General features: G+C 68.7%; 28 protein-coding genes. 20 read left to right on the top strand and 8 right to left on the bottom strand.

What is annotated here, in order from left to right:
- Positions 1-596 precede the first annotated feature (596 nt).
- The 3 genes from AC3FMM_RS25800 to AC3FMM_RS25790 all read left to right on the top strand — a co-directional run bounded on the left by AC3FMM_RS25800 (position 597) and on the right by AC3FMM_RS25790 (position 2949).
- A complete protein-coding gene (locus AC3FMM_RS25800) occupies positions 597-983 on the top strand; it encodes a DUF488 domain-containing protein (RefSeq protein WP_488687660.1) in 387 nt (128 codons plus the stop codon).
- A 79-nt stretch (positions 984-1062) separates the two neighbouring features.
- Positions 1063-2307 (top strand): nucleoside recognition domain-containing protein, encoded by a 1245-nt coding sequence (locus AC3FMM_RS25795; protein WP_488687658.1) that lies wholly within the window; start codon positions 1063-1065, stop codon positions 2305-2307.
- Between the two features lie 363 nt (positions 2308-2670).
- Positions 2671-2949: a DUF1488 family protein gene (locus AC3FMM_RS25790; RefSeq protein ID WP_078198172.1), complete on the top strand. Its 279-nt coding sequence runs from the start codon at positions 2671-2673 to the stop codon at positions 2947-2949.
- Positions 2950-2963: 14 nt separating this feature from the next.
- Here the strand turns inward: AC3FMM_RS25790 and AC3FMM_RS25785 are convergent, their stop codons facing one another.
- Positions 2964-3434, bottom strand: a complete 471-nt coding sequence (locus AC3FMM_RS25785; protein ID WP_326348070.1) for a universal stress protein — start codon at positions 3432-3434, stop codon at positions 2964-2966.
- A 207-nt stretch (positions 3435-3641) separates the two neighbouring features.
- On the opposite strand from AC3FMM_RS25785, the gene paaA reads away from it, so the two are divergent.
- From paaA to AC3FMM_RS25750, 7 genes are all read left to right on the top strand, one after another.
- Positions 3642-4661 (top strand): 1,2-phenylacetyl-CoA epoxidase subunit PaaA, encoded by a 1020-nt coding sequence (gene paaA, locus AC3FMM_RS25780; RefSeq protein ID WP_115678830.1) that lies wholly within the window; start codon positions 3642-3644, stop codon positions 4659-4661.
- A gap of 26 nt (positions 4662-4687) precedes the next feature.
- Positions 4688-4975, top strand: a complete 288-nt coding sequence (gene paaB / locus AC3FMM_RS25775) for a 1,2-phenylacetyl-CoA epoxidase subunit PaaB (protein ID WP_012354162.1) — start codon at positions 4688-4690, stop codon at positions 4973-4975.
- Between the two features lie 10 nt (positions 4976-4985).
- Positions 4986-5837 (top strand): 1,2-phenylacetyl-CoA epoxidase subunit PaaC, encoded by an 852-nt coding sequence (gene paaC, locus AC3FMM_RS25770; protein WP_326348067.1) that lies wholly within the window; start codon positions 4986-4988, stop codon positions 5835-5837.
- 43 nt (positions 5838-5880) lie between these two features.
- Positions 5881-6450: a 1,2-phenylacetyl-CoA epoxidase subunit PaaD gene (paaD, locus tag AC3FMM_RS25765; RefSeq protein WP_473703611.1), complete on the top strand. Its 570-nt coding sequence runs from the start codon at positions 5881-5883 to the stop codon at positions 6448-6450.
- Between the two features lie 24 nt (positions 6451-6474).
- Positions 6475-7572 (top strand): 1,2-phenylacetyl-CoA epoxidase subunit PaaE, encoded by a 1098-nt coding sequence (gene paaE, locus AC3FMM_RS25760; protein ID WP_326348065.1) that lies wholly within the window; start codon positions 6475-6477, stop codon positions 7570-7572.
- A 195-nt stretch (positions 7573-7767) separates the two neighbouring features.
- Complete coding sequence (locus tag AC3FMM_RS25755) at positions 7768-8562, top strand: DUF1835 domain-containing protein (RefSeq protein WP_115678834.1); 795 nt, start codon at positions 7768-7770, stop codon at positions 8560-8562.
- A gap of 10 nt (positions 8563-8572) precedes the next feature.
- On the top strand, positions 8573-9190 hold the full coding sequence (locus AC3FMM_RS25750) for a TetR/AcrR family transcriptional regulator (protein WP_018006092.1): 618 nt from the start codon (positions 8573-8575) through the stop codon (positions 9188-9190).
- A 27-nt stretch (positions 9191-9217) separates the two neighbouring features.
- Here AC3FMM_RS25750 and kefC read toward each other — a convergent pair whose 3' ends face one another.
- Together kefC and kefF are read right to left on the bottom strand one after the other, a co-directional pair.
- On the bottom strand, positions 9218-11032 hold the full coding sequence (kefC, locus tag AC3FMM_RS25745) for a glutathione-regulated potassium-efflux system protein KefC (RefSeq protein ID WP_115711173.1): 1815 nt from the start codon (positions 11030-11032) through the stop codon (positions 9218-9220).
- Positions 11029-11583 carry a glutathione-regulated potassium-efflux system oxidoreductase KefF gene (gene kefF / locus AC3FMM_RS25740; RefSeq protein ID WP_116311854.1) on the bottom strand — a complete coding sequence of 185 codons (555 nt, stop codon included), beginning with the start codon at positions 11581-11583 and terminating at the stop codon, positions 11029-11031. Before kefF ends, kefC begins: the two co-directional genes overlap by 4 nt.
- A gap of 329 nt (positions 11584-11912) precedes the next feature.
- On the opposite strand from kefF, the gene AC3FMM_RS25735 reads away from it, so the two are divergent.
- A complete protein-coding gene (locus tag AC3FMM_RS25735; protein ID WP_488687657.1) occupies positions 11913-12602 on the top strand; it encodes a GNAT family N-acetyltransferase in 690 nt (229 codons plus the stop codon).
- An 88-nt stretch (positions 12603-12690) separates the two neighbouring features.
- Here AC3FMM_RS25735 and AC3FMM_RS25730 read toward each other — a convergent pair whose 3' ends face one another.
- The 5 genes from AC3FMM_RS25730 to AC3FMM_RS25710 all read right to left on the bottom strand — a co-directional run bounded on the left by AC3FMM_RS25730 (position 12691) and on the right by AC3FMM_RS25710 (position 17051).
- Entirely contained in the window at positions 12691-13185 is a 495-nt protein-coding gene (locus AC3FMM_RS25730; protein WP_010813460.1) for an Lrp/AsnC family transcriptional regulator, read from the bottom strand.
- 412 nt (positions 13186-13597) lie between these two features.
- Positions 13598-14218, bottom strand: a complete 621-nt coding sequence (locus AC3FMM_RS25725; protein WP_115711178.1) for an EF-hand domain-containing protein — start codon at positions 14216-14218, stop codon at positions 13598-13600.
- A gap of 154 nt (positions 14219-14372) precedes the next feature.
- On the bottom strand, positions 14373-15158 hold the full coding sequence (locus tag AC3FMM_RS25720; RefSeq protein ID WP_116311855.1) for a type II secretion system protein N: 786 nt from the start codon (positions 15156-15158) through the stop codon (positions 14373-14375).
- A gap of 126 nt (positions 15159-15284) precedes the next feature.
- Positions 15285-16505, bottom strand: a complete 1221-nt coding sequence (locus AC3FMM_RS25715) for a globin domain-containing protein (RefSeq protein WP_115711181.1) — start codon at positions 16503-16505, stop codon at positions 15285-15287.
- A gap of 93 nt (positions 16506-16598) precedes the next feature.
- Positions 16599-17051: an RrF2 family transcriptional regulator gene (locus AC3FMM_RS25710; protein ID WP_115711183.1), complete on the bottom strand. Its 453-nt coding sequence runs from the start codon at positions 17049-17051 to the stop codon at positions 16599-16601.
- A 244-nt stretch (positions 17052-17295) separates the two neighbouring features.
- Between AC3FMM_RS25710 and gspG the strand changes: the two genes are divergently transcribed.
- The 9 genes from gspG (at position 17296) to gspD (ending at position 26100) form a co-directional block, all read left to right on the top strand.
- On the top strand, positions 17296-17757 hold the full coding sequence (gene gspG, locus AC3FMM_RS25705; RefSeq protein WP_012354175.1) for a type II secretion system major pseudopilin GspG: 462 nt from the start codon (positions 17296-17298) through the stop codon (positions 17755-17757).
- 33 nt (positions 17758-17790) lie between these two features.
- On the top strand, positions 17791-18291 hold the full coding sequence (locus AC3FMM_RS25700; RefSeq protein WP_115711187.1) for a GspH/FimT family pseudopilin: 501 nt from the start codon (positions 17791-17793) through the stop codon (positions 18289-18291).
- A complete protein-coding gene (gene gspI, locus AC3FMM_RS25695) occupies positions 18288-18701 on the top strand; it encodes a type II secretion system minor pseudopilin GspI (protein ID WP_488687656.1) in 414 nt (137 codons plus the stop codon). Before AC3FMM_RS25700 ends, gspI begins: the two co-directional genes overlap by 4 nt.
- Complete coding sequence (locus AC3FMM_RS25690; protein ID WP_488687655.1) at positions 18679-19386, top strand: PulJ/GspJ family protein; 708 nt, start codon at positions 18679-18681, stop codon at positions 19384-19386. The genes gspI and AC3FMM_RS25690 overlap by 23 nt, the downstream gene beginning before the upstream one ends.
- Complete coding sequence (gene gspK, locus AC3FMM_RS25685) at positions 19383-20429, top strand: type II secretion system minor pseudopilin GspK (protein WP_116311856.1); 1047 nt, start codon at positions 19383-19385, stop codon at positions 20427-20429. The genes AC3FMM_RS25690 and gspK overlap by 4 nt, the downstream gene beginning before the upstream one ends.
- A gap of 270 nt (positions 20430-20699) precedes the next feature.
- Entirely contained in the window at positions 20700-22145 is a 1446-nt protein-coding gene (gene gspL / locus AC3FMM_RS25680) for a type II secretion system protein GspL (protein WP_488687654.1), read from the top strand.
- A 16-nt stretch (positions 22146-22161) separates the two neighbouring features.
- A complete protein-coding gene (locus AC3FMM_RS25675) occupies positions 22162-22767 on the top strand; it encodes a type II secretion system protein M (protein WP_488687653.1) in 606 nt (201 codons plus the stop codon).
- Positions 22767-23576 (top strand): type II secretion system protein N, encoded by an 810-nt coding sequence (locus AC3FMM_RS25670; RefSeq protein WP_116311858.1) that lies wholly within the window; start codon positions 22767-22769, stop codon positions 23574-23576. The genes AC3FMM_RS25675 and AC3FMM_RS25670 overlap by 1 nt, the downstream gene beginning before the upstream one ends.
- Before the next feature lie 34 nt (positions 23577-23610).
- Positions 23611-26100 (top strand): type II secretion system secretin GspD, encoded by a 2490-nt coding sequence (gspD, locus tag AC3FMM_RS25665; RefSeq protein ID WP_116311859.1) that lies wholly within the window; start codon positions 23611-23613, stop codon positions 26098-26100.
- The last annotated feature ends 94 nt before the right edge of the window (positions 26101-26194 follow it).

Raw genomic sequence — 26194 nt, 5'->3', positions numbered from 1 at the left:
TCTGTGTGGACCCGAAGGTCCTCGCTCTTTCGAGCGGTCGCTCACTCTCAGAAAACTGACTGACCAGATCCGAAGATCCAGTCACGTTTTGCTGTGCGAGCACTGTATAACTTGAAGCATCACTGTCTGTAGACAGCGGCGTCCGCTACCCAGCGCCCACACTTATCGGTTGTTTGTTTGTTAAAGAACTTCGCCACCCGGCTTTGCCGTTCAGCGCGCTGCGTTGTCAGCAGCAGAGAAACGAGATTATGCAGAGCTTTCTTCGTTTCGTCAACCGTTTGCCGCAATCTTTTTTGCTGCCGTCAGCGCTGCAAACTTCGCCGCGCCAACCTCCCGATCGACCCCGCATCCCTTGCTGCGCCTGCCTTGCAGGTGCCGCGTCGTGTTGCGAGGGGGCGAATAGTAAGCGAGCGCAGCGAGGTTGGCAAGCGGTCCCACGAAATAATTCGATGACGCCGGAAAGACCTGCCCAATGCGCACGACAATGAGCACAGTTTGTCAGCCGCAGCACCATGATTCATGATCTGGGGCTGGAGCGAAGCAGGCACACCGCCGCCGCGGCTCTGCATGGCGGCCAGAGCCAAACCGGGATCCTCATGACCATCAGAATCGTAAGATTGGGTACACCGCGCGCGGCTGACGAAGGACTGCGCGTCGGTACTGTACGCCGGCCGCCGCGGGGCGTGCCCAAATCGAAGTTTGCGAGCCGCGATTACTATGATGTCTGGTATCCGGCCCTTTCTCCGTCACCAGAACTCGTCGCCCAGGCGCTGCATGCGACCGACGACAAGCAATGGCGCGCCTTCGTGCGGCATTTCCGCAAGGAAATGGCCGAGCCGGACGCCAGCCGCACGCTGGACCTGCTGGCGGCGCTGTCGCACCAGACCAATTTCTCGGTGGGCTGCTATTGCGAGGACGAAGCGCGTTGCCACCGCTCCGTCCTGCGCGAGTTGCTCGCGGAGCGCGGGGCCGTGATCGACTGAGTTGCGCGACGTGCCGGGATCTTCCCGGCTTTGTTTTCACGCTTTTCCGCTCTCTTTTTTCCCGCTTCCCAATTTTCCGATGGCGCTGAACGTAGTCTGGCTCGGCTTCTTTCTGATTTCCTTCGCCGCCGCCTGCGTCCGTGTGGCGCAGGGTGACCTCGCCGTCTTTCCGGCGATGCTCGGCAGCCTATTCGACAGCGCCCGCACCGCCTTCGAGATCGCGCTCGGACTGGCCGGGGTAATGAGCCTATGGCTGGGCATCATGCGTATTGGCGAGCGCGCCGGCGTCGTCGACGCGTTTGCCCGGCTGGTGAACCCGCTGCTGCGGCACTTCTTTCCCGGGGTGCCCCAGGGCCACCCGGCACAGGGCGCGATGATGATGAACGTGTCGGCCAACCTGCTCGGGCTCGACAACGCCGCCACGCCGCTGGGTCTGAACGCCATGCGCGAGCTGCAGACGCTGAACCGGCGCCCGGACGTCGCCACCGACGCCCAGATCATGTTCATCGTGCTGAACTCTGCCGGGCTGACGCTGATCCCGACTTCGGTCATCGCCATCCGCCAGGCTATCGCAGTCAAGCAGGGCCTGGTCGGCTTCAACGCCGCCGACATCTTCTTGCCGACGCTGCTGGCCACAGGCGGCGCCTGCCTGGCCGGATTGCTCGCGGTGGCGTGGGTCCAGCGGATCAACCTGCTGCGGCCCGCGGTGCTGGTGATGTTCGGAATGGTGATCGCGTTGCTGGGGGCAATGTTCGCGTGGTTGCAGCATGCGCCGCCCGAGCAGGTTGGCACCGTGACGGCGCTGGCTGGAGCCGGCTTCATCCTGTCCTTGATCACTCTCTTCCTGATTTGCGGCGCGCTGCGCCGGGTCAATGTGTATGAGGCGTTTATCGACGGCGCCAAGGAAGGCTTCGGCGTCGCGGTGCAGATCATGCCCTATCTGGTTGCGATCCTGATCGCCATTGGGCTGTTCCGCGCTGCCGGTTGCATGGACGTGCTGATGCGCTGGCTCATGCACGGTTTCGCGATGCTGGGCGTCAACACCGACTTTGTCCCGGCGCTGCCGGTCGGGCTGATGAAGATCCTGTCCGGTGCCGGGGCGCGCGGGTTGATGGTGGACGTGATGACCACTTATGGCGTCGATTCCTTCCAGGGACGCCTGGCGGCGATTATCCAGGGTTCGACAGAAACGACCTTCTATGTACTGGCGGTCTATTTCGGAAGCATCAATGTGCGCAACACGCGCCACGCGCTTGGATGCGCGCTGGTTGCGGACGCGGCTGGCATTGTTTGTGCCGTTGGCGCCGCATATCTATTCCGCTGACCACCCTGGGGTGTCGGTTTGTTGCCGCCTTACAACAATATTGTGCGCATCATCGTACATTGACACATTGGACTTGGTGCGTCGCAACAAAGCATGTATAGTGAAGTCTGTCTCCTCCACCACCTCGGTGGATTCCAACCCACGCACAACCTGCGTGGGTTTTTTTTCGTCCGTATGCAGCCACTGCCGCGATGGATTTCCGCATCGCAACAACGGGGGCCCAAAGGCCAAGCCATGGCAGGTCAGCGGAACATCGGCGACGAGGGAAACATCGTATGGACGGGCATCTTGGCGCGGGGCTTTACGGAATGCCGACTTGGCCTATATTGATTGGATACGTCCGCCGCCAGCCCGAGGCACGCCATGCCAGACATCACGTTCCCTCGCAGCCTCCCCACCTACTGTGCAGCCAGCCTGACGCTGTCCTGCCCCGCGACGGTCAACGGCAGTCCCACCTTGTATTCCGTCACCGCCGAGGCCCTCGAAGCCCATTTCGGCGCGCGCTCGCCGCGCGAGGAAGATCTGGTGGCGGCCTTCACCAGTAACCGCCAGCGCATCGAACGCCTGGCCGAAAGCCTGTTCGAGCTCACCGAGGCGCGCGAAATCGTGCTGCGCAGCGGCCACTTCCGCTTTGCGGGCTGAGCTTCAGGGGCGCTTCAATCGGCTTTCGCTTCGCCGCGCACCAGCAGCACCGGCACGGTGGACTGGCGGATCACCGCTTCGGCCACGCTGCCCAGCACCAGCCGGCGCACGCCGCGACGGCCATGCGTGCCGATTACCAACAGGTCTGCTCCCCATTGGCATGCGGCCTCATTGATGGAAGCACCAATGTCCCCAGGCACCGCAGCCGCGGTCACGAGTTGGGTTTCGTGCGTGACGCCGGCACCAGCCAGGCGCCGTGCTGCGTCCTGCAGGGCGCGCTGCCCGCTTTCCTCGAACGCCTTCTGCAACTGGCTTGGGTCGTAGTAGCCGGCGTCGAACATCGGCGTGCCGGTATCGACCACATAAAGCGCCAGCACGGTGGCGCCGCCTGGCGATGCCACGCGAATGGCTTCGTCAACCGCCAGGTCTGACGTGCTGCTGCCGTCCACCGCCACCACGATCTTGCTGTATGCCGCGCTTGTCATGAGCGTACCTCCGTCGATGGAAGAGAGATGCGGCGCGGGGGCCGCTTGTCCTGGATAGTACACATCGGGCGAAGCCGGCGTCATGCGCCGACACAAACCCACCGGCGGGCACACCCGCTTTAATTGACCGACCGGTCGGCTTATATATAATAGGGCCAGCCACGCCGGACCGATTTGGCGGGGCGCCCCCCCGCCAGAGGAGATGCTATGTACACGCAGAGTCTTGACCTGCCCGGCCAGCACGCCGATGCAGCACAGGCCAGCGCGCCCCCCGATGAAGCCGCCCGCCAGGCAGCATTCGATGCCTGCATGGCCGCCGACGGCAAGATCGAGCCGCAGGACTGGATGCCGCAGGCCTACCGCAAGACCCTGGTGCGGCAGATCTCGCAGCACGCGCACTCCGAGATCGTCGGCATGCTGCCGGAGGGCAACTGGATCAGCCGGGCGCCGTCGCTCAAGCGCAAGGCGATCCTGCTGGCCAAGGTCCAGGATGAAGGCGGCCACGGGCTCTACCTGTATTCGGCGGCCGAGACCCTGGATGCGTCGCGCGACGACCTGGTCGATGCGCTGCACAGCGGCAAGGCCAAGTATTCGTCGATCTTCAATTACCCGACGCTGACCTGGGCCGACGTGGGCGTGATCGGCTGGCTGGTCGATGGCGCCGCGATCATGAACCAGATCCCGTTGTGCCGCTGCTCCTACGGGCCGTATGCGCGCGCCATGATCCGCATCTGCAAGGAAGAGTCGTTCCACCAGCGTCAGGGCTTCGACGCGCTGCTGGCCATGATGCGCGGCACCGACGCGCAGCGCGAGATGGTGCAGGACGCGGTCAACCGCTGGTGGTTCCCGGTGCTGATGATGTTCGGCCCGCCCGATGCGGCCTCGACCAACAGCGCCCAGACCATGGCCTGGGGCATCAAGCGCATCTCCAACGACGACCTGCGCCAGAAGTTTGTCGACGCCACCGTCGAGCAGGCGCGCGTGCTGGGCGTGACCCTGCCCGACCCCGGCCTGCAATGGAATGCCGAACGCGGCCACTACGACTACAGCCCGCTGGACTGGGATGAATTCTGGCGTGTCATCAATGGCGACGGCCCGTGCAACAAGGAACGTTTGGCCACCCGCGTGAAGGCGCACGAGGACGGCGCCTGGGTGCGCGAAGCCGCGCTGGCGCACGCCGCCAAGCTGGCCGAACGCGAATCCGGCGCCGGTCGCGCCGCCGCCTGACCCCTGACATCGCCGAGGAGACCACGATGCAACGCAAGGAATGGCCGCTGTGGGAAGTGTTCGTGCGCAGCAAGCAAGGCCTGGAACACAAGCATTGCGGCAGCCTGCACGCGGCCGACGCGCAGCAGGCGCTGCACATGGCGCGCGACGTCTATACGCGGCGCCAGGAAGGCGTGTCGATCTGGGTGGTGCCCTCCGCGGCGATCACCGCCAGCGTGCCCGAGGAAAAGCCGGAGCTGTTCGACCCGATGGCCGACAAGATCTACCGGCATCCGACGTTCTACCAGCTGCCCGACGAAGTCAACCACATGTAAGGCCCGCACGATGACCGCGTCACCACAGCCCGCCGTGCCCGCTTCGATCGACCACCTGCCACCGGCCCGCACCGCCGCGCTGCGCTACGTGCTGCGCCTGGCCGACAACGCCCTGATCCTCGGCCAGCGCAATGCCGAATGGTGCGGCCATGGGCCGGTGCTGGAAGAAGACATCGCGCTGGCCAATATCAGCCTCGACCTGATCGGCCAGGCGCGACTGCTGTATGGCCGCGCCGGCGAACTCGAGGGCGAGCTAACCGGCCTGCCCCGCCATGAAGATGACTACGCCTACTGGCGCGCGGAGCGCGAGTTCCGCAACTGGACGCTGATGGAACTGCCGCATCGCGGCCCGCTGGCGGGCAACGCCGCCGCCGAACGCGACTACGCCGTCACCATCGTGCGCAACTTCCTTTACAGCGCGCTGATGGTCGAACTCTGGCAGGCCTTGCACGCCAGCCGGGACGAACAGCTGGCCGCAATCGCCGCCAAGGCGATCAAGGAGGCGCGCTATCACCTGCACCACGCCGCCGGCTGGATGGTGCGGCTGGGCGACGGCACCGAGGCCTCGCACGCGCGCATGCAGCGCGCGCTGGAACACCTGCTGCCGTATATGAACGAGTGCTTTGCGGAGGACGCGGTCGAAAGCGACGCCGCCGCGCAGGGCATCGGCGTGGTCACCGCCACGCTGCGCCCGGCCTGGGACGCCACCGTCGCCGAGACGCTGCAGGCGGCCACGCTCGCATTGCCGCCAGCCACCGGCTTTGTCTCGGCCGGCAAGCATGGCGTGCATTCGGAACACATGAGCTACCTGCTGGGCGAGATGCAGGGGCTGGCGCGGGCCCATCCGGGCGCGCAATGGTGAGCACACTGGTGAGCGCACGCTTCATCGCAAAGGCCCGTTCCACATGAACATCACCGCCCTTCCATCCCATCACGTGGACAACGCAGGGGCCACCGACGCGCGCCTCGCGCGCGCGTGGGCGGCGCTCGAGGCGGTGCCGGACCCGGAGATCCCGGTGGTGTCGATCCGCGAACTGGGCATCCTGCGCGAGGTGGCAGCGGCGCCGGACGGCGTGCTGGAAATCGTCATCACGCCCACCTATTCCGGCTGCCCGGCGATGTCGCAGATCGGCGAGGACATCGGCCACGCGCTGGACCGCGCCGGGCTGGCGCCCTGGCGCATCCGCACCGTGCTGGCGCCGGCCTGGACCACGGACTGGATCACGCCGGCCGCGCGCGAGCGGCTGCGCGCGTTTGGCATCGCGCCGCCGGGACAGTGTGGCACCCCGGCCGGGACGCAGCCGCTGCGCTTCGTGCCGCGCGCCGCGCGTGCCGGCGCGCCCGATGCCGTGCCCTGTCCACGCTGCGGCAGCGTCCATACGCAGGAGATCTCGCGCTTTGCCTCGACCGCCTGCAAAGCGCTGTACCGGTGCCTGGACTGCCGCGAGCCGTTCGACTATTTCAAACCCTACTGAGCCCCCGGGCCGAGCCAGGCTGCCATGACTCCACAGTTCCACCCGCTGCGCGTGGCGCAGGTGCGCCCCGAGACCGCCGACACCATCTCGATCGCGTTCGAGGTCCCGGACGCGTTGCGCGATGCCTACCGGTTTACGCAAGGCCAGTTCCTGACGCTGAAGGCACCGGTCGACGGCAAGGACCTGCGGCGCTCCTACTCGATCTGCTCGGCGGTGCAGGACTATGACGTGCATGGCGAATTGCGGGTCGCGGTCAAGCTGGTGGAGGACGGGCTGTTTTCCAGCCATCTGCACGATTCCATCGCCCCCGGGCAGGTGATCGATGTGATGACGCCCGACGGGCGCTTCCACGTGCCGCTGGATGCCGATGCCGCGCGCCACTATGTCGCCTTTGCCGCCGGCAGCGGCATCACCCCGGTGCTGTCGCTGGTCCGCACCACGCTGCAGGCCGAGCCACACAGCCGCTTTACGCTGGTTTATGGCAACCGCAATGTCGACAGCATCATCTTTTCCGAAGCGCTGGAGGACCTGAAGAACCAGTACCTGGCGCGCTTCACGCTCTATCACGTGCTGTCGCGCCAGCCGCAGGAAGTAGACCTGCTGCATGGCCGGCTCGACCACGCCCGGGTGACGGCCTTCCTGCAGACGCTGATCCCGGTCGACGATATCGACGCGGCCTTCGTGTGCGGGCCGGCCTCGATGATCGACGAGGTGGAAGCGGCGCTGCGCGATGCGGGCCTGGACCCGCATCGCATCCACGCCGAGCGCTTCGGGGTGCCGCTGGCACCGACCCGGCGCAAGCCGGCCGCCGCCCATGACGCGCACGCTGACCATGCCGGCACGGCGGAGCTGGTGGTGGTGCTCGATGGCAAGCAGCACAGCATGCGCCTGCCGCTGGAGGACGGCAACGTGCTCGACACCGCGCTGGCCGCCGGGCTGGACCTGCCCTACGCCTGCAAGGGCGGTGTCTGTTGCACCTGCCGGGCCAAGGTGCTGGAAGGCAAGGTCGAGATGGAAAAGAACTACACGCTCGAGCCCTGGGAGATGGACAAGGGCTTCGTGCTTACCTGCCAGGCACGCGCGCTGACGCCGCGGGTGGTGGTCAGCTACGACGAACGCTGATCCCGGCGCGCCGTCGCGTGCGTCGTCAGACAATCGCCGACATTGGCCAGCACGGGCCGTGACTACAATGGCGGCAGGCGGCGCCCTGCTGGCGCGATGCTTGCAGGCGGGTGATCAGGCGCGCGGTGCGGGCAGCTGTCGCGCCGCCGCCGCGGCGGCGCCAGCGAACCGCCCCACCCATATACAATCACGGCCATGCAATATATCCACGTCGTCAACGGTGATGTAGCAGGCACGACCCTGCGCCAGGCGCTGGCCCAGGCGGCGCGGCCGGATCCTGTCGTGGTGCTGCGCGACGATCTCGCCGTCGGGCCGCTGGCGGACATCGACAGCACCGGGATGATCCGCTCCGGATTCTGGCAGCGCGTCGCCCCGCACACCGACATCGACTTCGCCGCCGAGATGCGCCAGGCGCTGGACCAGTTGCTGGCGCTGCGGCAGGACGACATGGAAGTGGCGATCTGGCACGGCCAGAGCGCGGCGGACCAGCTGATGCTGCGCCGGGTGGTGTTCCACCTGTACCAGGCGCCGCAGCGGATCAACGAGGTCGCGATGGACCTGCGCGAACTGGAAATGCCCGCGCAGGGCAACCTGGCTGCCATCGGCATGTACTCGCCGGCGCGGCTGGCGCGGCGCTTCTCCACCATCGCGCCGGTCTCGGTGCTGCGGCTGGGGCGCCTGGGTTACGAATGGCAGCAGAACGTCAAGGAAAACGCCGACGTGCGGCTGTGGAAGGGCAACACCCTGGTGCCGGCGGCCTACCGCACCATTGACGACATCATCATGGAGCGCGCCCCGGCCGAATGGACCCCCGCGGCGCAGGTGGTGGGCAGCGTGATGGGCGCGATCGAGGGCCTGCTGGCCAGCGACTGGTTCGTGTTCTGGCGCTGCCGCGAACTCATCGCCATGGGGCAGCTGGTGCTGCGCGGCAACGCCGACTCGCTCGACACCTGTGAGCTGCGCCGCCATGCCGGCGGCGGGGGCGAATAAACAAGAATATATGGCCCGTACCAAGGCACCCGATTTCGAGGCGCAGCGCGAACAGATCCTGGACCTGGCCGCCGCCGCCTTTGCCAACAGCAGCTACCCCAGCACCTCGATGGCCGACCTGGCCGCCGCCTGCGGCACCTCAAAAGCGCGGCTGTACCACTACTACGAGAGCAAGGAAGCGATCCTGTTCGACCTGCTGGACCGCTACACGCGCCGGCTGATGCTGCTCGTCACCGAGGTCGAAGCCGACGCCGAGCGCCATGCGCGCACCGACAAGGACGCCTTCGGCAACCTGATCCGCGCGTTCCTGGCCGAATACGAGACTTCGCAGACGCGCCATATCGCGCTGATCAACGACGTCAAGTTCCTGGCCGAGACCCAGCGCGACCTGATCCTGGGCCGCGAGCGCGACGTGGTCGCGGCGTTCTCGCGCCTGCTGCGCCGCGCCTACCCGGAGCGCGTCACGCGCGAAAACCAGACCGCGCTGACCATGACCATCTTCGGCATGATCAACTGGACCTTCACCTGGCTCAAGCCGGGCGGCCGGCTCTCGTACGCTGACTTTGCCGAGATGGTGGTCGACCTGCTCGAAGGCGGCCTGCCCGGCCGCGCTGCCGCCGGCCGCTAGGCCGGCCACGCCGGGCCACGCCCGCGCCTACATCCACTCGGCCTCTTCACGCTGGCGCCGCTGCTCGCGGTCCTGGCGGAACATCTCTTCCAGCTCGTCGCGCGCCTGGCGCGCCAGCGAGACCAGCTTCTTCTGGTCGGTGTAGTGCGGGTAGAAGCGGTCGATCGCCTCGATGTTGTGGCGCCGGAACCGCAGCGCCACGTTGCGCGCCTCGCCGGGGTCGAAGCCCAGCCCTTCCAGCACGCGCCGGCCCAGCATCAGCGAGCCCTCGAACATCTCGCGCTCGAACAGCTGCACGCCGCGGTCCTTGAGCTGGTAGACATGCGAGACGTGGCGCGCGCGGGCATAGATCTGCAGATCGGGGAAGCGCTCGCGCACGCGGTCGATCAGCGCCAGGCTGTCGTCCATGCTGTCGATGGCCACCACCAGGATGCGCGCGTCGGCAATGCCGGCGGCCTCCAGCAGGTCCAGCCGGGTGGCGTCGCCATAGAAGACCTTGAAGCCGTACTGGCGCAAAAATTCGATCTGGTCCGGATCGTGGTCCAGCACCGTCACGCCCACGCCCTGGGTGTACAGCAGCCGCCCGATGATCTGGCCGAAGCGCCCGAAGCCGGCGATCAGCACCGGGTTGTGCTGCGGCGTGATGACTTCGTCCGGCCGCGCCTTGCCGGCGCCGATGCGGGGCGCCACCAGCCGGTCATAGGCCAGCAGCAGCAACGGCGTGGCCACCATCGACAGCGCCACCACCAGCACCAGCAAGGCCTCGGTCTCGCGCGGCAGCAGCCCGGCGCCGCCGGCGACGCCGAACACCACGAAGGCGAACTCCCCGCCCTGCGAGATCAGCAGCGCGAACAGCAGGCGCTGGCCGCGGGCAATCGCAAAATACCGCGCCAGCAGCGCCAGCACCGCGGTCTTGGCCACCACGAAGGCCGCCACCAGGCCCAGCACCAGCCAGGGGGAGCGCGCCAGCACGGCAAAGTCGATCGACATGCCGACCGCCATGAAGAACAGCCCCAGCAGCAGGCCCTTGAACGGCTCCAGGTCCGCCTCGAGGGCGTGGCGGTATTCCGAATCGGCCAGCAGCACGCCGGCCAGGAAAGTGCCCAGCGCCATCGACAGGCCGACCGCGTCCATCATCAGCGCGATGCCCACCACCAGCAGCAGCGCAAAGGCGGTGAACATCTCGCGCATGTCGGTGCGGGCGATGAAGCGCAGCGCCGGGCGCACCAGGTAGCGGCCGCCGGCCACCACCGCGCCGATGACCGCCACCGCCTTGCCCGCCGCGAGCCAGCCGGCCGCGCCGGTGCCGGTCCCTTCGGCGCCCTGCGTGGCCAGCAGCGGCAGCAGCGCGATCATCGGGATCGCGGCGATGTCCTGGAACAGCAGGATGCCAAAGCTGGCGGCGCCGGCCGGCGTGCCGAACAGGTTGCGCTCGGTCAGCGTCGCCAGCGCGATCGCGGTGGACGACAGCGCCAGCCCCAGCCCCGCCACCAGCGCCACCTGCCAGGGCGCGCCGGCCAGCGCCGCGGCCACCCCGATCACCAGCGCGCAGGCGGCAAGCTGCGCGCCACCGTAGCCGAAAATGCTACGCCGCAGCGCCCACAGCTTGCGCGGCTCCAGTTCCAGCCCGATCACGAACATCATCAGCACCACGCCAAACTCGGAGAAGTGCAGGATCGATTCGACATCGGTCACCAGGCGCAGCGCGAACGGCCCGATCGCCGCCCCGGCCAGCAGGTAGCCCAGCACCGCGCCCAGTCCGCCGCGCCGCGCCAGCGGCACCGCCACCACCGCCGCAACCAGGAACACCAGCAGCGCAATCAGGAAATCATGCTGGTTCATGCCTGCACCTCCGCCGGCGCCGGATGCGTCCCCAGCCGCCCGCAAACGTGGGCGATATGGTCGGCCAGCGCCTGGGCGTCGGCATTGTTGGCGTCGTGCAGCACCACCGGCGGCAGCCAGGTCATGCCGCACAGCAGGGCGGTCTGCTCCAGCGGCAGCAGGAATTCGGCGATCGGGTGGCCATGCGTGCCCTCCGGCCCGTACGCGTCTGCCGTGCCGCCGGTGCTGACCACCGCCAGCAGCGACTTGCCGCGCAGCGCGGTGCCGCCCGGGCCATAGGCCCAGCCCGGTTCGAGCACTTCATCCAGCCAAAGCTTGAGCAGGGCCGGCACGCTGTACCAGCGCACCGGGAACTGCAGCACGATCGTGTCCGACACCGACAGCACGCGCTGCTCGGCGACGACATCGACGTCGTAGTCGACATAGCTGCGGTAGAGGTCGCGTACCTGGACCTGCGGCAGCGCGTCCAGCGCGTCGGCCAGCGGCCGGTTCACGCGCGAGCGGCTGGGCGTCGGGTGCGCGTAGATCACAACGATTGGGGGCTCTTTCATTGAAAGACGTCAGGGCTGTCTGGGTGATCGGAGTTCGGCAGGGTGCCGGTGAATTGCCGCGTTGCACCATATCCACACCTGACGGCGCGCAACAATTCATCACATTTTTTTAAGTCGTTGTTTTTACTAAAATTTATTTCGCAACGGGGCCGCAAAGGTTTCTGCTGCGGCGCAGGATGCTTACGTCAAACTGACAATTCCACTACAATACTTTTCGTGCTGCATCAAGTTGGTGTTTCCCCGAGTCTCGCACGGTTTCGGGGAAAAGTGCCTGGAAAAACACCACCGCAGTGCCTATTTTTTATCTGACAGCACCGGAAGGAATCATCGTGAACCCGCTCGAACTGAGCAAGGCCGTCGGCGCACTGACCGACGAAGATCTACGCAAGGCAGCCGAAGCCGCCCACCGCGCCACCGTCCTGGTGCGCGAGCTGTCGGCCCACCACCGCTCGCGCCTGCTGAAGCATTTCCTCGCCCTGGGCGAGGAGGATCGCCTGCTCCGTTTCGGCCAGTCGGTGGGTGACCACGTGATCGAGGCCTATGTCGACAGCATCGACTTCGACCACGACAGCGTGTTCGGCGTCTACGACGACAAGCTCGAGCTGATCGGCGTGGGCCACTTCGCCAACCTGCGCGACAACGCCCAGGGTCGCGTGGCGGAGTTCGGCGTGTCGGTGTCGGGCAGCGCCCGCGGCCGCGGCATCGGCAGCGCGCTGTTCGAGCGTGCCGCCATCCATGGCCGCAATACCAATGTGCGCACGCTCTACATGCACTGCCTGTCGCGCAACGCCGCGATGATGCATATCGCCAAGAAGGCCGGCATGAAGGTCCAGTACGCCTACGGCGAAGCTGACGCCTACCTCGAACTGCCGCCGGCGGATACCGCCAGCCGCCTGAGCGAGGCACTGGACGAGCAGCTCGCCGACCTGGACTACGCGGTGCGCCGCAACCTGCGCGACGCCCGCCGCTTCGGCCTGCGCTTCTGGCGCACCATGGTGCCGCAGAAGCATACCGCCTGAGCGGCCGCAACCCGGTCCGCACGGCATCGACAAAAACGGCGCATCGCAACGATGCGCCGTTTTGCGTTGCCGGCCCGGGCCGCGCCGCTCAGGCCGCGCCGCCCACCGGCAGCGCCGTGGTGTCCTTGATGCTTTCCAGCGCAAAGCTCGAGCGCACGTCGATCACCGATGGATGCGCCAGCAGCTGTTCCTGCATGAAGCGCGCAAAGTGCTCCATGTCCTCGACATAGACCTTGAGCAGCAAGTCCATCTCGCCGGTCATGGCATGGCACGCCGCCACTTCCGGCCAAACGGCGATCGAGGCGCGGAACAGGTCCAGCGGAGCCTTGCCCTTGGGCGCGCCGCCATGCTTTTCCAGCCGCACATTGATATAGGCCAGCAGGCCGAGTCCGATCTTGTTGGGCTCAAGCAGTGCCGCGTACTGCCGGATCACGCCGATCTCTTCCAGCCGCCGGATGCGGCGCAGGCAGGGGCTGGGCGACAGGTTCACGCGCTCGGCCACCTCCAGGTTGGTCAACCGGCCGTTGGTCTGCAGCACTTCCAGGATCTTCCGGTCGATCTTGTCCAACTCCACCTTGCTCACGATATTGTTGCTCCGCAATATGTTTATTGGCAATTTTTTTGCGCAAATTTAGCAAGCCGTGCACAAGTACGCAATTTTTTGTGAAATTACATCCGATCCGCGCCCGATTTAGTGGGTGGGCGGCCTTATCGGTCACTCGCGCTTCAGCCGTTCGGGCCGGGCAAATCCCAGTCTGGCGGCGCTGCCCGGGTGTCGCGGACGCGGCTGACCGGAGAACGGGCGAGGTGGTGCGCAGGTTCCGGCAAACAGGGGAAGCGGCATTCTACGGGCGTTTGCGTCCGCGCCAGTGCGTTCCTGTCCCGGAGTTCTCCACGATGTCCGCTGAACGGACAAAAAAAGCGCGCGGCCCTCAGGCTCGCGCGCTTGGTCGGTATGCCGGCAGCGGCGCTCGGGCGGCGCTACCGGGGACCGTTCAGCCGCCGCTGGTCGACGGCGCGGCCGGGTTGGCGGGCGCCGGCTGGTTGTCCGGGGCGGCCTGGCCGCGCGGGCCGCGTTCGCCACGCTCGCCGCGATGGGGACGATCGCGGTGCATCTTCTCCATGCCGGCGCGGATTTCATCGCGGGTCAGCTTGCCGTCGCGGTTGGCGTCGAGCTGGTCGAAGCGCTTGGCCAGGCGCGGCAGGCCGGCGTTGGCCTCGGCCTTGGTCAGCGCGCCGTCGCCGTTCTTGTCGGCGGCCTTGAACTTCTCGTCGAAGGCGGCCTGCATGCGCGCGTGATGCTCGGCCATGGCGGCCTTGCGCTGTGCGTCCATCTCGGCCTTGTCGATCTTGCCGTCGCGGTTGGTATCGAGCTTGTTGAACCACGCGTCGGCCTCGGCCTTGGAAATGGCGCCGTCGCCATCGGTATCGATCGCCTTCATCCACATGCCGCCGCCGTGGTGGCGGTGGTGGTGGCCCATGCCGGGCTTGCCGGCCGGTGCTGCGCCCGGTGCGGCGGGAGCGCTGGCCTGGGCAAAGGCGCCGCCGGCGACCAGCAGCGCGGCCGAGGCGGCCAGGAACTGTTTCAGGATCTGCGGCTTGTGATTGCGTTGCATGTCTTGCTCCTTGTCATCACGTTGGCATGTACGGATTAGAACGCAGACGATGCAGCGGAGTTGGCGCTTTTAATACGATGTTACCCGCCTCACAGAAAGCCGGGAGCGGCGTAAGGGAACGCAAGCAAGCGCGAATATTCGATGCGCCGGGAGCCTAGGGCTGCGCTTTCGGCACGATCTGCCCTTCATCCGCCGCCTCGGGCGACATTCCGGGCTGGTACTGACGCGGATCGACGGGTTGAGGCTGGGGCTGGGCCGGCTGGACTGATGTTGCCGGCTGGACCGGTTGTGGCTGAGGCTGGACTTGTGGCTGGATCTGGGGCTGGGCTTGCGGCTGCGGCTGGGCCTGTTGCCCTGGCGGCTGGCCGCGCGGCGGCTGGGCCGGCGTGGGCTGCGCAGCGGCCTGCGCTGGCGGCGGCATGGGCGTTGCCATGGGCGCCGCCGCGCCGGCGGGCGGGGTCGGCAGCGGGCTGGCGGCACGCGGCGAACCGCGCGTGGCAACCGCCTGCAGCGGCAGGGCAATCTCCTGGCGCACGCCATTGCGCTCGATCACCACGCCGCGCTGGCGCACTTCCACCAGCCGGATCTGCGGCGCCAGGTCGGCACCCATGCGCACCGCCTTGGCCGGGCCGCCATCGATGGAGACGATCGCCGCGCTGGCGCCACCGCCGAGCTCGGCCACCACGCCGAGCAGCTGCACGTTGCTGGGGCCGGCCTGGGCCGAGCCGCCGAACAGCGTGGCGATCGCGCCGGTCTCGACCGCTTCGGTCTGCGCCACGCGCGCGCTCTTGGGCACCGGGATGGTCCGCATCGCACTGAACGTCAGCACCCAGTAGGTGACCAGCGCGCACAGCGCGATAAACAGCACCACGCTGGCCAGGCGCGGCAGCCACAGCGCGGAGGCATCGAAGCGGAACGAAGGCCGGAGGGACAATTGCATGGATCGGGACCCTGGATACCCGCCGCGGCGGGTCATGGCGCGAGAGCGCGGACGCGCCAAGCGTACCAGAGCCCCATGACGCTGTCTGCCGCGCCGGCGATGCTGCCGCCGGCCCGGCCCGGGCGCTTAAAGCAGGTCGTCCAGCAGGTCGGGACCGAACACTTCGCGCTCGATATGCGCCACCGGCACGCCCGCGCTGAGCAGCGCGTGACGCTGCGCCTGCATGAAGCCAAGCGGCCCGCACAGGTAGAAGCGGCCATCGACGAAGCGTTGCAGCTCGGGCTGGCGCAGCATCTCGGCCAGCGGCATGGTGCCGGCGTGGTCGTAATCGCGGCCTGCGGCGTCGCCGGCTTGCGGGAATTCGTAGCTGATGTGCGTGACCAGTCCCGGCAAGCGCTCGCGCGCCCATTGCAGGTCGGCGCGATGGGCATGGTGGTGGCCGTCACGGGCGGCGTGGGCGAACAGCACCGGCCGCTGCGAGCCTTGCGCGGCCAGCGTGCGCAGCACCGACAGCATCGGCGTGATGCCGATCCCGCCCGACAGCAGCACCAGCGGCCGGCGGCTTTCCAGCGCCGGCGTGAACTCGCCGAACGGCGCGCTCACCTTGAGCTCGGTACCCTCGTGGGCGTTGGCGTGCAGCCAGTTGGACACCGCGCCGGCCGGCGTGGCCTGGTCGCCGTCCTCGCGCTTGACCGAGATGCGCCAGGTCGGCAGGCCGGCCTCGGCCGACAGCGAGTACTGGCGCAGCTGGCGCGCGCCGTCGTCCAGGCGCGCCTCGACGCTGATGTACTGGCCCGGGCGGAACTCACGCAGCGGCTGGCCGTCGGCCGCCGCCAGCGTCAGCGCCACCACCTGGCCGCCCTGCGCTTCGCGTCGCACCACGCGCACCGGCATCAGCTCGCCGGCGGCGACGCCGGTGCGCTGGTACAGGCGCGCCTCGGCGGCGATCAGCTCGCCTGCCAGCAGCCAGTAGGCCTCGTCCCAGGCCGCCAGCAGCGGCGGCGTGGCGGCTTCGCCCAGCACCGCGGAGATGGCGCCGAGCAGGTGGCGGCCGACGATCGGGTAGTGCGCGGGCGTGATGCCCACCGCCGCATGCTTGTGCACGATACGCTCGACCACCGGCCCCAGCGCCGCCGCGTTGTCGATGTTGGCGGCGTAGGCGAACACCGCCGACGCCAGCGACTGCTGCTGGCTGCCGTTGGCCTGGTTGCCCATGTTGAACAGCTGGGTCAACTCGGGCCGGTCGGCGAACATCTCGCGGTAGAAATGCGTGGTGATGGCCAGGCCATGCTCGCGCAGCACGGGCACGCTTGCATCGATATAGGGGCGGGAAGCGGCGGACAGCATCAGGTATCACTCCGTTTTATTCATGCAAACAATATGCATGTTTTTGGACAACAAAAAACCGGCATTCGCCGGCCACGCGCGGATCCCATCCGCTCAGGCCGAACGCCGGTTCAGGAAATCACGATGCAGGCGGATGATCGATTCGGCGGTGTGGCTGCCGGTGACATCGGCCAGCGTGACGTCGTCGAGCGCGCGGTAGAAGGCTTGCTCGGCCACGTCCAGCGCGCGCTTCAGGTGGCAGTTGCCGTGCAGCGCGCAGGGCGGGTTGTCGCAGTCGATCACCGGCCGGTGCCCTTCCAGCTCGCGCAGGATGGTGCCGATGGTGAGGCGCTCGGCGTCGGGGCCCAGCTGCAGGCCGCCGTGGCGACCGCGCGTGGCGCTGACCCAGCCCAGCTTCGACAGCCGCGCAGCCACCTTGACCAGGTGGTTGTGCGAGATGCCGAACTGCTGGCCGACCTCGGCGATCGTGATCGGCCGGCTGCCGTCGCCACGGGCGACGTACATCAGCAGGCGCAGCGCATAGTCGGAGAAGCGGGTCAGTTGCATCGTGGCGTCATGTTAAAAAAGATGCATCCTGGATGCAAGTTATATTTTTCCGCGGCGTGCTACGGTTCGGGATCCGCCAACAGGCGCCGGCCACCATTGTGATTCACAACAGACTTCGCTGCAGCCCCATCCAGGGCCGCCCACAAAAGAGTCATAAGGCGCCGGTTATACTGATTGGCGAACCCGGCCCCGCCCGCCCCGTGGCGCGGGGCCTCGCCATTCCAGCAACGAGGTCTTACCAACAATGCGCAGATTCACTTCCCAGCTTGCCCGCCCCGCCCGTCCTGCCCGCCGCGCGCGCGGCTTTACCCTGATCGAGATCATGGTCGTGATCGTGATCCTCGGCGTGCTGGCGGCACTGGTGGTGCCCAAGATCATGAGCCGTCCGGACGAAGCCCGCATCGTCGCGGCGCGCCAGGATATCTCGTCGATCATGCAGGCGCTCAAGCTGTACCGCCTTGACAACAGCCGCTATCCGACCACCGAGCAGGGCCTGGGTGCGCTGGTGGCCAAGCCTACCACCGAGCCGGTGCCCAACAACTGGAAGGGCGGCGGCTACCTGGAAAAGCTGCCCAAGGATCCGTGGGGCCATCCGTACCAGTACCTGAACCCCGGCGTGCGCGGCGAAATCGACGTGTTCAGCTTCGGTGCCGACGGCCAGGCCGGCGGCAACGCCAACGACGCCGATATCGGCAACTGGGAGTAAGCGCCCCTGCCGCCCGCCCTTGCCGCTTCCCTGATGACCACGGCGCCGCGCCGCCGCGCCCCCCGGCAGCGGCACTCCGGCTTCACACTGCTGGAGTTGCTGGTGGTGATGGTGATCGCCGGCATCGTGATCTCGCTGGTCGCGGTCAATGCCTCGCCCAACGAGCGCGGCCGCGTGCTTGACGACGGCCAGCGCATCGCGCGGCTGTTCGAGCTGGCGCAGGAAGAAGCGCAACTGGGCGCGCGCCCGATCGCCTGGGAAGGCGACGCCGGCGGCTGGCGCTTCCTCGAATCGACTCCCAATGGCTGGATCCCCTTGCGCACCGACGTGTTCGCGCCCGGCACCTGGCGCCTGGCGCTGGACCAGGTCATCGTCGCCGAGGGCGGCCGCAGCACCGGCACCAACAGCCCGCCGCGGCTGATTTTCGGGCGCGAGCTGATCGATGCCCCGCAGCGCCTGGTTCTTGTGCGCGGCGATATCCGCGTCGACGTGGCCGGCGACGGCAGCGGCCGCTATTTCGCCAGCACGCCATGATGCGCCCGCGCTTGCCCGCACGCCGGCGCGCCCGCGCCGCCGGCTTCACGCTGATCGAAGTGCTGGTTGCACTGACCATCCTGGCGGTGGCTTTGACCGCGGCGATGCGTGCGATGGGCTCGATGGTCGATGCCAGCGCGTCGCTGCAGACCCGCATGCTGGCCGAATGGAGCGCCGAGAACCACCTGGCCTCGCTGCGCCTGGCCAAGACCTGGCCCGAGCCCGGCGTCAGCGGCTATGCGTGCCCGCAGGGCGGCACGCCGCTGTACTGCGAGCAATCCGTGTCGGCCACGCCCAATCCGGTATTCCGCCGCGTCGAGATCGCGGTCTATCCGTCGGCCACCGACAAGTCGGTGCGGCTGGCGTGGCTCGTCACCATCGTTCCCAATGAAATCCACAACGTGCTCTGAGCGCCGGCGCGGGCGCCAATCCGTTGGCGGCTTCACGCTGCTGGAAATGCTGGTCGCCATCACGCTGCTGGCGGTGATGGCGGTGATCGGCTGGCGCGCGCTGGACAGCCTGACGCGCGGCCGCGAACGGCTGATCGACCATGACACCCGGCTGGATGCGCTGAAGGTGCTGTACGGCCAGCTGCAGGCCGATTGCGAGCATTTGGCCAACCCCACGCTGCTGCAGGGCAGCCCGGTCGAGCTCGGCCCGAACCGCGTGCTGCTGGTGCGCGACCGCCGCGACGAAGGCCAGCCGCCGGCATGGCAGGCGCTGTCCTACCAGCTTGACGGCAACACGCTGGTGCGCGTGGCCGCGCCGCCGGTGAGCAACCGCGCCGCGCTGCAGTCATCGCTGCTGGCGCTGCGCCAGGGCGGGGAAAGCAACGCGCAGGTGCGGCGCGTGCTGGGCAACGTCGACGGCATGAGCGCGCGCGCCTGGGTCGAACCCGGTGGCTGGCAGGCCGACAGCAACCGCATCCGCAACGTGCTGTTCAGCGGCAACGCGGCCAGCGCGGTGCAAGCGTCGGAGGCCGGCGCGGCGGTGCCCAATACCGCGGTGCGCGCGGTGGAACTGACCATCCTCGCCCGCATGGGCGACGGCGACGCGCCGCGGCAGTTCCAGAAGATCTGCATGTCGGGGCTATGACGCACGCCCGCCGCCCCCTCCGCTTCAGGCCTTTGCGCCGCGCGCGCGGCGCCGCCGTGGTCACCGCGCTGCTGATGGTGACGCTGGCCGTGGTGGTGGTGTCGGGCATGCTGTGGCGGCAGCAGGTGCAGATCCGCGCCATCGAGAATCAGCGGCTGCTGGCCCAGGCCACCTGGATCGAGCGCGCCGCGGTCGACTGGGCACGGCTGATCTTGCGCGACGACCAGCGCCGCAGCAATGTCGACGAACTGGGCGAGCCGTGGGCGGTGCCGATCGCCGAGACCCGCCTGTCGGATTTCCTGGGTGCGTCGCTGCGCACCGACGTTGCGGGCGAGACCTCGTTCCTGTCCGGGCGCATCCTCGATGCGCAGGCGCGCTTCAACCTTGCCAACCTGGTGACATGGTCCGCCACCGGCGGCCAGGGCGCGGCGGTCGGGCGGGTCGCCAATATCGACCAGTCGGCGCAGGCCGCCTATGGCCGGCTGCTGCGCACCGTGGGCCTGAACCCGGCGCTGGCCGAGTCCACCGCGCGCCACATGCTGCAGGCCGCGCAAGGCGGCCACGGCGGCGAGGGCTCGGGCCGGCAGGCGCCACGCCCGCTCGACAGCGTGCAGGGCCTGCTGGCGCTGCCCGGCTACACGCCCGAGATGGTGGCGGTGCTGGAGCCCTTCGTGATCGTGCTGCCCGAGCGCACCCTGGTCAATGCCAACACCGCCGAGGCCGAGGTGCTGGCGGCCATGATCGACAAGCTGCCGCTGGAGCGCGCGCGCGAACTGGTGCGCCAGCGCGACCGGGCGTACTTCAACAATATCGGCAACCTGCAGACACAGCTGTCCACGCTGGCGCCGCAGGCCAGCAGCGGCAACCTGGGCAACCTGCTCGACGTGCGCACGCATTACTTCCTGGTCTACGGGCTGGTGCGGCACGAGCGCGCCAGGCGGCTGCAGGTGTCGCTGATCTACCGCGGCGAACCGCTCGGTGCGGCCAACACCACCCGCGTGATGTGGGTCCAGGACGCGGACCGGCTGCCGGACCTGCGCTGAACCATGCAAGGCGGCCTGGCGCACATATGAAAACGGCACACCGGTGCAGACGGGGAGAATGGTATTGACGCGATTTTGTCACGCAGGCAAGGTATGCTGCGGCGCTGGCGCGAGCCTGACACCAGCCCGCTCGCCGCTGATCGGCCTCCCAGGCCGCCCGCCGGCATCCCCGCACTCCGGCAAGTTTCCTGCGCCGGGGCGTTCCCGGGCGCACCCCCATGGGCCAAGCGCCTTATCGAGCCGTTCTACTGAAGCCAAAGCAAGGACACCTTGAGCACCACTCTGTACGTGCGCTTGCCGCACCGGCCGCATGACCAGCCGCAACCGTGGCAGTTCGGCGCCCTGCCCTTTGCGCTGGTGCGCACGGCGGCGGGCGAGCCGACACGGCGCGGATCGCCTCGCGCCGCACCGGAAGTGTTGCGAGAAGGCCACGCCCGCATCGCCGACCTGCCCGCGGCGGAGCGGCTGGTGCTGATCCTGGCCGCGAGCGACGTACTGCTGACCACCGCCAGCGTGCCGCCGCTGCCGCCCGCGCGCTTGAAGCAGGCGCTGCCCAACCTGGTCGAGGACGCGCTCGCCACCGACGCGCAGCCCTGCCATATCGGCATCGGCCCTGCCCTCGACGGCGCCACGACCGGCCGCGGCCCGCGCCGGCGCTTGCTGATGGTGGCGGACCGCGCCTGGGTGCGCGCGGTGCTGGATGCCTTTGCCGAGCACCGCCATCGCCGCCGCCACATGCTGCCCGCCCAGTTGTGCGTGCCGTTGGCCGCGCTGGCCGAAGCAGAAGCCGGCGCAGAGCCGTCGCTGGCGCCGCCCGGCGCGGAGCCGGCACCGGCGCAGCCGGCCACGCTGGTGGTCGAGGCCGCCGCCAGCGCACTCGCCGAAGGCGGGGCGCTCGGCGATGCATTGGGCGAAGCCTTGCCGGACACCGCCAGCAGCACCACACGCCAGTGGCAACTGACCGTGCGCACCGGTGCGCACGCCGGCTACGGCCTGCTGCTGGGCGACGACGCCCTGGCCGCATGGCAGGCGCTGGCGCCTGAAGGCGCCTGGTATGCCGATGCCGACGCCGCTGCGATGGCGCCGGTGCCCGGCCTGCGCCAGGCCGCTCGCACCGGCTGGCAGCTGTGGATCGATGGTGCGCAGGAATGCCTGCGCGAACCTGGGCTCGACCTGGCGCAGTTCGAGTTCGCGCAGGGCCGCGCCGACCGCTGGAACCTGGTGGCGTGGCGCCTGCCGCTGGCACTGCTGGCGGGCCTGGTGCTGGTCCAGCTGATCGGCATGAACACGCACTGGCTGCTGCTGCGCAACGAACAGCAACGGCTCGAAGCCGCGCAGGCGCAGACGCTGCGCGGCACCTTCCCGCAGACGCCGACGGTGATCGACGCCCCGCTGCAGATGCGCCGGCAGGTCGAGCAGCTGCGCATCGCCAGCGGGCGCAGCACACCCGATGATTTCCTGCCGCTGGCCGACCGCTTCGCCCAGGCCGCGCGCCGGCTGCCGCCCGACGGGCTGCAGGCCCTCGAGTACCGCGGCCGCATGCTGGTGGTGACGCTCAAGCCCGGCACCGACACCGCCGGCCTGCGCAGCGCGGCGCGCCAGGCCGGGCTGCAGATGGAAGAAGACAAGGCCGGCAATGCCGCGGGCAGCACCGGCTCGAGCGCAGGCACGCCTGTGACACCCGGCTCGCGCTGGACCGTCAAGCCCGGCCTGTGACCGGCGGATGCCCGACATGAACCCATTGAAAGATTCCACCCGCCACCCCTCGCCCGCCGCCCGCCGCAGCGGCACCGCAGCGCTGCGCACGCGCCTGGCGCGGCTGCGCCCGTCGGTGCCGCAGGCATGGCGGGAACGCTTCGACGCCTTCTGGTCGGCGCGCAACCCGCGCGAGCAGGCCATCCTCGGCGGCGGCGGCGCGGTACTGGCGCTGGTGCTCGGCTACCTGCTGCTGTGGGAGCCGGCCGCCGACGGCCGCGAACGCGCCGCGCGCAACCTGCCGCAGCTGCGTGCCGACCTGGCCGAGATGGAAACGCTCGCGCAGGAAGCCCGCGGCCTGAAGGCCACGCCGGCGCCGTCGCTGCGCGGCGACGAACTGACCCAGGCGCTGCAGGAAAGCCTGGGCCAGTACGGCCTGAAAGCTACCCGGCTCGCGGCTGCCGCCGACAACAGCGTGCAGGTGCAGCTCGACAAGGTTCCGTTCGGGGCGGTCAGCACCTGGCTGCAGGACGTACGCCAGCAGCAGCGCATGAAGGTGATCGATGCGCGCGTGGTCTACGTCGGCGCGACGGCGCTGGTGAACGTTACCGCGACCCTGCAGGGTCCGGGTGGCCGCAGCTGATGGTGCGGCTGGAAACCCTGCGCCTGCCGCGCCGTGCGCTGCGCCAGCCGGCCGCCGCGCGGCGCCTGCGCTGGCTCGGGCTTGGCCTGGCCACGGCCGCGGTCACCACGGTGGCGATGCTGCCGGCGACTTGGATCGCCGCGCGCGTCGCCACGCAGACGCAGGGACGTGTGTTGCTGGCCGATGCCAGCGGCTCGCTGTGGCGCGGCAGCGCCACGCTGGCGCTGTCGGCCGGCGCAGGCAGCCAGACCGCCACCGTGCTGCCCGGCCGGCTGCACTGGACGCTGGCGTTCTGGCCGCTGCTGACCGGGCACGCACGGCTGGTGCTGACCCACGCCGAGGCCATGGCCGCGCCGGTCGCGGTCACCGCGACGCCGGGCGGCTGGACCGCGCAATCCGGCGCGATGCGGCTGCCCGCCTCGCTGCTCGAGGGCGTGGGCGCGCCGTTCAACACGCTGCGCCCGGACGGCCTGATGCGGGTGGACTGGTCCACGCTGCAGGGCCGGTTTTCCGGCAAGGGCATGACCGGCCATATGACGCTGCGCATCGAGCAGGTATCGGCCGCGGTCAGCCGGCTGCGCCCGCTGGGCAGCTACCGCGCCGAGATCGACTGGACCGGCGAAGGCGACGGCAAGCTGCAGCTGCGCACCATCGATGGTCCGCTGCACCTGGAGGGCAGCGGCACGCTCGGGCGGCAGGCGCGCTTCGAGGGTACCGCGCATGCCGAACCGGACGCCGCGACGCAGCTGGCCAGCCTGCTGAGCCTGCTGGGACGACGAGACAACAATGTGACTAGGCTGCGTTTCTGATGCCACGCAGAGCGCACAGCCCACGGAAATGACTATGACCACCCACGCCAACCGACCTGTTTTCAAGACCGCCTGCGCCCGTGCCGTGGCATTGCTCTGCGGGCTCTCCTTGCTGGCGCCCGCGCCGCTGTGGGCCCAGCCCGGGGCGCCGGCCTCGCGTACCCAGGGCACGCCGCCGGCGCCGCCCGACGTGACTCCCGCCAATCGCGACCAGGTGGTGCTGAACTTCGTCAACGCCGACCTGGATTCCGTGATCAAGGCGGTCGGCCAGGCCACCGGCAAGAACTTCGTCATCGACCCGCGCGTGAAGGGCACCGTCAATCTGGTCACGGAGCAGCCGGTCTCGCGCGCGCAGGCGCTGCAGACGCTGGGCTCGGTGCTGCGCATGCAGGGTTATGCCATGGTCGAGAGCAACGGCTTTACCAAGGTCGTGCCCGAGGCCGACGCCAAGCTGCAGGGCTCGCCCACCGTGATCGGCGGCAGCCCCAGCCGCGGCGACCAGGTGGTGACCCAGGTGTTCCGGCTGAACTACGAGTCGGCCAACAACCTGGTGCCGGTGCTGCGGCCGATGATCGCGCCCAACAACACCATCACCGCCTACCCGGCCAACAACACCCTGGTCATCACCGACTACGCCGACAACCTGCGCCGCATCGCCCGCATCATCGCCGCGGTCGATGCGCCGGCCTCGGGCGAGGTCGAACTGGTGCCGCTCAAGCACGCGCTGGCCAGCGATACCGCGGCGGTGCTGCAGCGCCTGCTGGACCCGGGCGCCGCGGGTGCCACCGGCGGCGGCGGTGCCGCGGCCGTCGATGCCAGCCTGCGCACCTCGGTGGTGGCCGAGCCGCGCAGCAACTCGCTGATGATCCGCGCCACCAGCCGCGCGCGCCTGCAGCAGGCGCGCCAGCTGATCGAGAAGCTCGACCAGCCCTACGCGCGCCCCGGCAACATCTGGGTAGTGCCGCTGAAGAACGCCGATGCGATCAAGCTGGCCGCCACGCTGCGCGCCATCGTTGCCGCCGACAGCAGCTTCGCCAGCACCACCCAGCCCGGCGCACAGGCCGGCGGCATCGGCGGCGCGGCGGGCATGACCAATGTCTCGACGCCAACCGGCGGCCAGTTCACCGGCGGCGCCACCACCGCCCAGACCGGCATGCGCGGCGGCACCGGCACCGGGGGCGGCACCGGCGGCGCCTATGGCAACTCGGCCTTCGCGGCCTCGTTCGGCACCACCACGCAGCCGGCCACGGGCGGCATCATCCAGGCGGACCCCTCCACCAACTCGCTGATCATCACCGCCAGCGAACCGGTCTACCGCAACTTGCGCGGCGTGATCGACGACCTCGACGCGCGCCGAGCGCAGGTCTATATCGAGTCGATGATCGTCGAAGTCACCGCCACCCAGGCGAGTGAACTCGGCATCCAGTGGCAGGGCCTGATCAGCTCGTCAAGCGGCAACAACAACGTCTTTGCCGGCACCAACTTCGGCACCGGCGGACAGAACATCCTCAACCTGACCCTGGCCGGCGCCCTGGCCGACGCCAACCGCTCCGCCGGCATCGCTGCCGCGCAGCAACTGGTCCCCGACATCGGCGGCCTGAACCTGGGCATCGTCAACCGGGCCATGGGCCTGGGCGCCCTGCTGCGCGCGCTGGGCACCAACGGCAGCGTCAACCTGCTGTCGACACCGAACCTGATCACGCTCGAGAACGAGGAAGCCAAGATCCTGATCGGCCAGAACATCCCGATCACCACCGGCTCCTACGCCCAGACCGGCGGCGCGGCGTCGGTCACGCCGTTCCAGACCTTCGACCGCAAGGACGTCGGCATCACCCTGCGGGTCAAGCCGCAGATCACCGACGGCGGGCTGGTGAAGATGCAGATCTTCCAGGAATCGTCGAACGTGGTGCAGGCGACCGCCAACCTGATCCAGGGCCCGACCACCAATGTGCGCTCGATCGAGACCAACGTGCTGGTCGACGACGGCCAGATCATCGTGCTGGGCGGCCTGATCGAGGACAACTATGGCGACGGCGTGCAGAAGGTGCCGCTGCTGGGCGACATCCCGCTGATCGGCGGCCTGTTCCGCTACGAGAACAAGAACCGCTCGAAGACCAACCTGCTGGTGTTCCTGCGGCCCTACGTGATGCGCACCGCCGGCGCCACCGACCGCCTGACCGCGGACCGCTACGACTATATGCGCGCGCAGCAGCAGGGCTTCGTATCGCCTAACATCATGGTGCGGGACACCAACACGCCGCTGCTGCCGCCGGCCGACGCGCCGAGCACGCCGTTCGTCAACCCGCGCACCAACGGCCCGGTGGCGGGCCCGTTGCCGCTGCCGCAAACGCTGCCGCAGAGTGCGCCGCAGCCCGGCGTGCCGGGTCAGCCACAGCCGCTGCAGGCGGTCCCGCAACCGGTGCCCGAACCGGTCCCGCAACCCGCGCCCCAGCCCGTGCCGCAAGCGCCGGTGGGCGCCCCGCAGCCGCTCAACCAGCGCGGCGAAGCCGCACTCCCGTACTGAGGCCCGCCATGGCCAGCGAAGTCCAAACCGCCCTCTCCACCGCTCCAGCCGGCATCGCCGGCATCAGCCCGCCGGCCGAACTCGAACCACCCTC

The organism is Cupriavidus sp. 207A1, from assembly GCF_057798955.1.
This window is presented reverse-complemented; position numbering and strand designations above follow the sequence as displayed.